At 61.5% G+C, this 6,899-nt stretch carries 7 protein-coding genes and 1 pseudogene; 1 reads left to right on the top strand and 7 read right to left on the bottom strand.

Going from position 1 to position 6,899, the window contains the following annotated elements:
- Nucleotides 1-270: 270 nt before the first annotated feature.
- The 7 genes from ABRA89_RS19950 to ABRA89_RS19920 form a co-directional block, all read right to left on the bottom strand.
- Nucleotides 271-1,239 (bottom strand): dipeptidase, encoded by a 969-nt coding sequence (locus ABRA89_RS19950; RefSeq protein ID WP_349943264.1) that lies wholly within the window; start codon nt 1,237-1,239, stop codon nt 271-273.
- 17 nt (nt 1,240-1,256) lie between these two features.
- Entirely contained in the window at nt 1,257-1,976 is a 720-nt protein-coding gene (locus ABRA89_RS19945; protein ID WP_349943263.1) for an ABC transporter ATP-binding protein, read from the bottom strand.
- Nucleotides 1,969-2,733: an ABC transporter ATP-binding protein gene (locus ABRA89_RS19940; RefSeq protein WP_349943262.1), complete on the bottom strand. Its 765-nt coding sequence runs from the start codon at nt 2,731-2,733 to the stop codon at nt 1,969-1,971. The genes ABRA89_RS19945 and ABRA89_RS19940 overlap by 8 nt, the downstream gene beginning before the upstream one ends.
- A complete protein-coding gene (locus ABRA89_RS19935; RefSeq protein ID WP_349943261.1) occupies nt 2,730-3,707 on the bottom strand; it encodes a branched-chain amino acid ABC transporter permease in 978 nt (325 codons plus the stop codon). Before ABRA89_RS19935 ends, ABRA89_RS19940 begins: the two co-directional genes overlap by 4 nt.
- Before the next feature lie 4 nt (nt 3,708-3,711).
- Nucleotides 3,712-4,581 carry a branched-chain amino acid ABC transporter permease gene (locus ABRA89_RS19930; RefSeq protein ID WP_349943260.1) on the bottom strand — a complete coding sequence of 290 codons (870 nt, stop codon included), beginning with the start codon at nt 4,579-4,581 and terminating at the stop codon, nt 3,712-3,714.
- Between the two features lie 71 nt (nt 4,582-4,652).
- Entirely contained in the window at nt 4,653-5,831 is a 1,179-nt protein-coding gene (locus ABRA89_RS19925) for an ABC transporter substrate-binding protein (RefSeq protein ID WP_349943259.1), read from the bottom strand.
- A gap of 100 nt (nt 5,832-5,931) precedes the next feature.
- Complete coding sequence (locus tag ABRA89_RS19920; RefSeq protein WP_349943258.1) at nt 5,932-6,555, bottom strand: TetR/AcrR family transcriptional regulator; 624 nt, start codon at nt 6,553-6,555, stop codon at nt 5,932-5,934.
- Nucleotides 6,556-6,811: 256 nt separating this feature from the next.
- Here ABRA89_RS19920 and ABRA89_RS19915 point away from each other — a divergent pair.
- Nucleotides 6,812-6,899, top strand: a pseudogene (locus ABRA89_RS19915) (IS6 family transposase); the annotation flags it as partial.

The following is a 6,899-nucleotide window of genomic DNA, read 5'->3' as shown; positions in this document are numbered from 1 at the left end:
ACGTTCTTCGCGATATCAAGACCGATCGTGGTAACCTCAGGCACGGACGCCTCCTTCGAGTGATGTTCAACACCCTCACTCTGGCACATCGATGCCGCCGGGGGCGTCCACCCCATCACCCAAGCCAGAAATTATTTCCAGCGGCTTCTCTGGGCCGAAAGGAGACTTACGGCTTATAGTCATCAAGGGCAAAAAGCTGTCATTCATCAGAGTGATCAACGGCATTCACTGGCAGAACGATTCTGCCATTCGCCATCATCGACCCATTTCTCACCAGACTTCGTCGAGGAGCGTCAGCCAGTTCTCGCCCATGATCCGGCGGGTTTTTGTCTCCGACCAGCCGGCACGTTCCATGGCGGATGTGAGGTTCGGGAAGTCGGCGATCGAGCCGAGGCCTTTAGGGAACTTCACATCCCAGATCTCGGTGAGCTGGCGGGCATAGCCCTTGTCGCGGTTGAGATATTCGAAGAACTTCGCGCCGTAGCCCATGGTGAAGTCGGTGCCGAAGCCGACATGCTCCTCGCCGACGAGGTTCACGATGTAGTCGATCGCGGCGACATAGTCGTCGATGGTCGCATTGTTGCCGGCGGCGAGGAACGGCGGGAACATGGTGACGCCGACGAAGCCGCCATGTTCGGAGATGAAGCGCAGCTGCTCGTCGCTCTTGTTGCGCGGATGGGCCTTCAGACCCGCCGGCAGGCAGTGGCTGTATGCGACGGGCTTCTTGGAGGCGAGGATCACATCGCGCGAGGTCTGGGCGCCGACGTGGCTCAGATCACAAAGCATGCCCACCCTGTTCATCTCTGCCACCACCTCTTGGCCGAAATCCGACAGGCCGTCGTCGCGGCTCTCATAGCAGCCCGAGCCCACCAGATTGCGGGTATTGTAGGTCATCTGCACGATGCCGACGCCCTGCTCCTTGAAGAGCTCGACGAATTCCAGCCGATCCTCAAAGGCAGAGGTGTTCTGGAAGCCGAGCACGATGCCGGTCTTACCCTCCGCCTTGGCCCGGCGGATGTCCGCGACAGTCTTCGCCTTGACGATCAGGTCGGAGTTGTCGCGGAACTCCGCGTTCCATTCACCGATCGCGAGCATGGTGTCGCGGAAGTTCTCCCAGACCGAGCAGGTGCAGTTGGCGGCTGTCAGCCCGCCCGCCCGCATCGCCTCGAAGACGGGCCTCCCCCAGTCGGAAATGATGAGCCCGTCGAAGACGATCAGGTCGTCATGCAGCGTCGCCATGGGTTGGTCCTTCATTCTCAAAGATAGATACTGCGCACAATCGCGTCGTGATCGCCCGCCATGGCGCGAACGTCGCCGCCATCGACGACCGCGCCGTCGCGCAGCACGATGAACCTGTCGGCGAGGCGAAACGCAAGGTTGAGATTCTGTTCCACCATCAGCATCGTCACGCCGTCTTCCTTCAGGCCGTCGACGATCAGGGCGATCTCCTCGCAAAATTGCGGCGAGAGCCCACCGGAAGGCTCGTCGAGCAGGAGAAGGCGCGGCCTCGACATGAGAGCGCGGCCGATCGCGACCATTTGCTGCTCGCCGCCGGACAGCGTGCGTGTCACCTGCCGCCGACGCTCGTGAAGGCGGGGGAAGCGCTCGTAGAGGTCGGCAAGCGTCTTCGCCATTTCGCGCCCGCCGCGCCGCATGGCGCCGAGCCTCAGATTGTCCTCGACGCTGAGATCGGGAAAGAGATCGCGGGCCTGACTGACCTGGGCGATGCCGAGCGCGAAAATGCGATGGGGCGCGAGACCGGCTGTCTCCTGCCCCTCGAACAGGATCGAGCCGGAGTACGGCTTCACGAAGCCGCAGATCGCGTTCATCGCGGTGGACTTGCCCGAGCCGTTCGCACCAAGCAGTGTCAGGCATTCACCCGGCACGACATCATAGGAGGCGCCGCGCAGGATCGGCTTCTGGCCGTAGCCCACGTGAAGATCGCGGATTTGAAGAAGGGGCGTGGTGTCAGGCATGTCCGAGATAAGCCTCCAGCACGGCGCGGTCCTGGCGGATCTCGTTGGGCGTGCCTTGGGCAATGCGCTTTCCCGCCGCCATGACGAGAATGCGATCGGCCGCCGCCATCACCAATTCGACCGCGTGTTCGATGAGAAGGATCCCGACGCCCTTCTCGCCGGCGAGACGCCGGATGATGTCCATCATCTGATCCCGCGCGACGGGGGAAAGGCCAACGGCCGGCTCGTCGAGCAACAGGACCGGCGGATCGGAGGCGACCGTGCGCACGATCTCGACGATGCGCTGCTGGCCGCCGGAGAGATCGCCGGCAGGCGTGTCGGCCATATGCTCCATCGACATGAGCTTCAGAAGATCACGTGCCCTTGCGACATTGTCGGCCTCGGATTTGAGCGCCTGCCGTCGCCCGATCAGAAGATCGAAGAAATTCCCATCCGTCTGGGCATGCAGGCCGGTCAATACGTTTTCCAGAACCGTCAGCGCCGGAAAGAGCCCGCCATTCTGGAAGGTGCGGCGGATGCCCCGCTCGGCGATCGCATGGGGCGACAACTCAGTCAGCGGCTCGCCGTTCAGATGAACGGTGCCCGCGGTCGGCCTGACATAGCCGGAGATCGCGTTGAACAGTGTCGACTTGCCCGCGCCGTTCGGGCCGATCACCGCGCGCACCTCGCCTCCGCCGAGATCGAAGGAAACGTCTTCCAGCGCGGTGAGCCCGGAAAATCGGACGCTCAGCCCTTCGACATTCAAAAGATCACTCATGACGCCTCCCGGTAGAAACGTTCGACGAAAATCGGCGATAGACGGCGAAGGAGGCTTGCGAGCCCCATCGGCAGGACGACGAGCACCGCCGCGACGATGAGGCCGAAGAAAAACTCCTCCATGCCCGGGAAGGCCCGGAGATATTCCGGTAGCGCGGTCAGGAGCACCGCTCCGAGAACTGCGCCCAGAACGGAGCCAAGTCCGCCCACTAGCACCATGGCGAAGGAGGCGATGAGATGGAGCATTCCGAAGCTTTCGGGAAAGACATGGCCGATATGACGGGCAAACAATGCGCCGGCGCAGCCGACGACGAAGCCCGACCAGATAAAGGTGACGAGGATCACCCGCGACGTTGGGATTGCGAGCGAGGCGGTCGCCACTTCGTTCTCCCGCACGGCCATGACGGCGCGCCCGAAGCGCGAGGCGAGGAGGTTCGCGGTCGCCTTCACCAGAAGAACCGTGACGACGAGGAAGATGTAGAACTTCAGCGTATCGTCGGTGAGCGAGAGGCCGAAAAGCGTCTCGCGCGGCATGGGCATGCCGTCGGTCCCGCCGGTCAGCGGTTTGGCGTGGAGATAGGTCCAGCGCATCAGTTCGCCGAAGGCGAGCGTGATGATGGCGAGATAATAGGAACGGATGCCCCTCAAAGCGGCGGCCGAGGCGAGAAAGCCGCCTATGGCGCCGAAGGCGCCGGCGAGCGGGATCGTCAGAAGCCACGGTACGCCTAGCTTTGCCGCGAGGATCGCCGAGCTATAGGCGCCGATGCCGAAAAAGGCGGTGTTGGCAAAGGCGAGTTGGCCGAGATTGCCAATGACGATCGTGAAGCCCAGCGTCACAAGCGTCGAAATCAACATGCCGTTGACGATGAACTGGGTGTATGGGTTGGTCGCGAGCGGCAGGAGGAGAAGAAGGGCCGGCACGGCCCAGAAGAGGATGGTGCGCAGTCGGCGTTGACGAGCGTTGGGCATCTGCATGGCGTCACACCTTCACCACGGCCTTGCGGCCGAGGAGCCCTTGGGGACGAACGAAGAGAACGAGGACGATGATCACGTAGGCGGTGATCTCGATCAGGGCGCTATCGAGATAAGCGCCGGCATATTGCTCGCCGATGCCGAGGAGCAAGCCGCCAAGAACCGCCCCGCCGAGTGAACCGAAGCCACCAAGCGTCATAGCGGCGAAGCCCTTGATCAGAAAGGATGCGCCAAGGTCTGGGTGAAGCAGCGTGACCGGCGCAACCAGAATGCCGCCCAGCCCGCCGAGCGCAGCGCCGATACCCCAGCTCATATCGTTGAAGCGATCGACGTTGAGCCCGATCAGCCTTGCGCCGCGCGGGCTCTGATAGACTGCTTGGACCATCTTGCCGAGATCAGTCAGCGCAAGAAGACCGAAAAAGCAGAGAAGCAGGACGAGAACCGTCGAGATGATGACGATTGCATCCCCCGTGATCACCAACGAGCCGAAGAAGATCGGCGGCATGTCGAAGACCGGCGGCATAGGCAGCACCTCCCGACCCCAGACCATACGGGCGATGCCGCGCAGCACGTAGCCGCCGGCGATGCACATGAGCGCAAGCCCGATATGCGGGCCGCCGAGGATGGGCCGGATAAGCCCGCGATTGAACAGGACGCCGAGCACGAACATGGCAATGACGGCGAGCGCGGCCGCTGGCAGAAAGGCAATTCCGGCCAGCACGACCAGCACATAGGACAGGAAAGCCCCAGCCATGACGAAGTCGCCATGGCCAAAATTCACCACCGTGGTCGAACGATAAACGACCGTAAGCGAGAGGGCGATGAGCGCGTATATCGCGCCCTGGGCGAGCCCGCTCAGGGTGAGCTGCAGGAACATGCGTCTCTCCTTCGGCAAGGCCGGACGCCGAAAATGGCGCCCGACAAACTGCGATCAATCGAAGCTTGCGTTTAGTAGGGCTGGTCCCAGGCCTTCAGGACCGTCGGCTTTTCGTCGACGAACCCCGCAACGGCCGAGCCCTTGACCCCCTGATGGTCTTCCGGGGTCCAGGTGATCGGATCGGAAAGAACCCCCGTGTCGAAATTGGTGACTTCTTCGAGCGCCGAAATCAGCTTGGAGCGAGTGAGGTCTGGGCCGATCTTTTCGAGCGCGGAGACCAGTGCCTTAGCCGAGCCGATGGACACGAAGGAGAAGGTCGAAAGCTCTTCTTCGGGATAGTACTTCTTGATCATGTCGGCCCACATTTTCATCTTCGGGCCGTCGAGATTGTCGACATAGGAGTGGATGACAAAGTAGTTCTTGACCGTGTCGAAATCGCCGGTGCGCTTCAGCGTGTTTTCGAGGTCGGTGCCGGCGGTTCCCATGACAGGGATATCGCCGAGGCCGTATTTCTTCAGGTCTCGGAGAAAGATCGCCGTTTCCGCCTCGTACAGCGCAGCGATGATGAAGTCGGGCTGCGCCTGGCGAAGTTGCAGAACCTGGGCGGTCGCATCGTTTTGGCCGCGCTCCATGGTCAGTTCGAGGGAGGGCGTGACGCCTTGGTCCTCCAGATATTCCCGCGCCGGGTCCGAATAGCTGTGGGCCCAATCGTTGGAATGTTCGATGATCGCGACATTCTTAGTGTCTGGTTTCGAGAGAACGAAGGACGCCATGGCGCGGCCATTGGCGCGGCCGGTGGGTACGCCGTGGAAGATATTTTCCGCTAGCGGCGCGGAGATCGAGTCGCTCACGGCATGGGCGACGATCCACGGAATGCCGGCTTCTTCGACGACCGGCCGGATGGCGACGGCGACACCCGAGCAGGAATTGCCCTGAAGCATGAAGACTTCATCCTGAGAAATCAGCTTCTTGGCGGCTGCGAGCCCCTTGGCGCTGTCGCAGGCGGTGTCCTCCTGTACGGCGACGAGTTTGCGGCCATGCACGCCGCCCTCCTCGTTGACCTGCTGATAGAAGGCCATCATGCCCACCATCGCCTTGCTGTAGGACGAGGCGTCGCCCGAAAACGGCCCCATGACGCCGATGGTGATGCTGTCATCGGTCAGACCTTGGGTCTCCCATGCGTCATCCTGTGCGAAGGCCGGCGACGCCGTGATGGCGAGCGCGGCGAACAGGGCGGTGATCTTTTTCATCTGCAACTCCTGTTGATCATGTTGACGGAGGTCACGACTTCTGCCGCTTGTGGTTGAGGCTACATGCCCAATAAAAACCGACCGGACTGTTTGTTTTTGTTCAGCTCCCAACGGCGATCGGTCGGACATGGACGGCGAGAATGGCCTTGAGCGCCGCGAGCATTTCGAGAAAATAAGTCTCGTCCCGCCGCAGCACGGCCTGGACGGCCATTCCGCGAAATACGTTCATCATCAGGTTCATAGCGACGCGTTCGTTGACGATGGCCGGGTCGACGGCGACGAAGGTCTGCGACCAGGCTGCCTCGAAGCGCTCGTGAAGAGCGAGGATCAGCGGCCCGAGATGGCCTCGGAGATCCGCATCCCCGCGCGCCGCGACGATGATCTCGAGGGACGAATAGAACCACTCGCCCCTGAGTATATCCGTCCACACGGCATCGAAAAACTGGTCGTAGGTCACGCGTTTCTCGCGCAGATCCTCGGCAAGCCGTTCGAGGTCGCCGGCGAAATTGTCGAACATCTCTTCCGTCGCACAGACGATCAGCGCCATTTTGTCCGGAAAATGGTGGGTCTGGGCGCCCCGCGACACCCCGGCGCGACCGGCGATCCCGGCGGTGGTCGTATTGGCGTAGCCGACTTCCATCAGCGACTGGACGGTGGCGGCGAGCAGCAGCTTGCGCGTTTCCGCGCTGCGTTGTTCCTGCGTTCTTCGCTCGACGGTCGACACGGCACCTCCTCAGTTACAAACAAGCCAACCTGTTTTTTGGCATATGTCAAGAGCAAGAATGGAGAATGCCTATTATGAAAGCAGAACATCACCTCTAGTTAGACCCCGCGGCACCGATTTATGGTTCTGGCTTTGGGACGATCCAGACATGGTTGCGGCGCCAAAAGATGATCGGCCTTGTCGCAAACTTTTCAACTTAACGCCCTGGTGACCATATTGATTGATTTTCGGGCTCTCACAGACGGAGAGCCTTGCCATGATCCTGAACACGGTCTCCGAGAAGCTGAAGCGGCAGTCGAGGGACGACTTCAAGGGCCGGCAGTTCGAGGCCTGGCTGATCGTGC

It is taken from the genome of Fulvimarina thalattae, from assembly GCF_040239565.1.
GTDB lineage: Bacteria > Pseudomonadota > Alphaproteobacteria > Rhizobiales > Rhizobiaceae > Fulvimarina.
Note: the sequence above shows the minus strand (reverse complement) of the source record. Positions and strands in the feature narration are given on the sequence as shown.

What these genes read in the sequence shown, in the direction of transcription:
- ABRA89_RS19935 (WP_349943261.1), bottom strand. Translation starts at nt 3,707, where the DNA reads ATGCAGATGCCCAACGCTCGTCAACGCCGACTGCGCACCATCCTCTTC.
- ABRA89_RS19925 (WP_349943259.1), bottom strand. Translation starts at nt 5,831, where the DNA reads ATGAAAAAGATCACCGCCCTGTTCGCCGCGCTCGCCATCACGGCGTCG.
- ABRA89_RS19940 (WP_349943262.1), bottom strand. Translation starts at nt 2,733, where the DNA reads ATGAGTGATCTTTTGAATGTCGAAGGGCTGAGCGTCCGATTTTCCGGG.
- ABRA89_RS19950 (WP_349943264.1), bottom strand. Translation starts at nt 1,239, where the DNA reads ATGGCGACGCTGCATGACGACCTGATCGTCTTCGACGGGCTCATCATT.
- ABRA89_RS19930 (WP_349943260.1), bottom strand. Translation starts at nt 4,581, where the DNA reads ATGTTCCTGCAGCTCACCCTGAGCGGGCTCGCCCAGGGCGCGATATAC.
- ABRA89_RS19945 (WP_349943263.1), bottom strand. Translation starts at nt 1,976, where the DNA reads ATGCCTGACACCACGCCCCTTCTTCAAATCCGCGATCTTCACGTGGGC.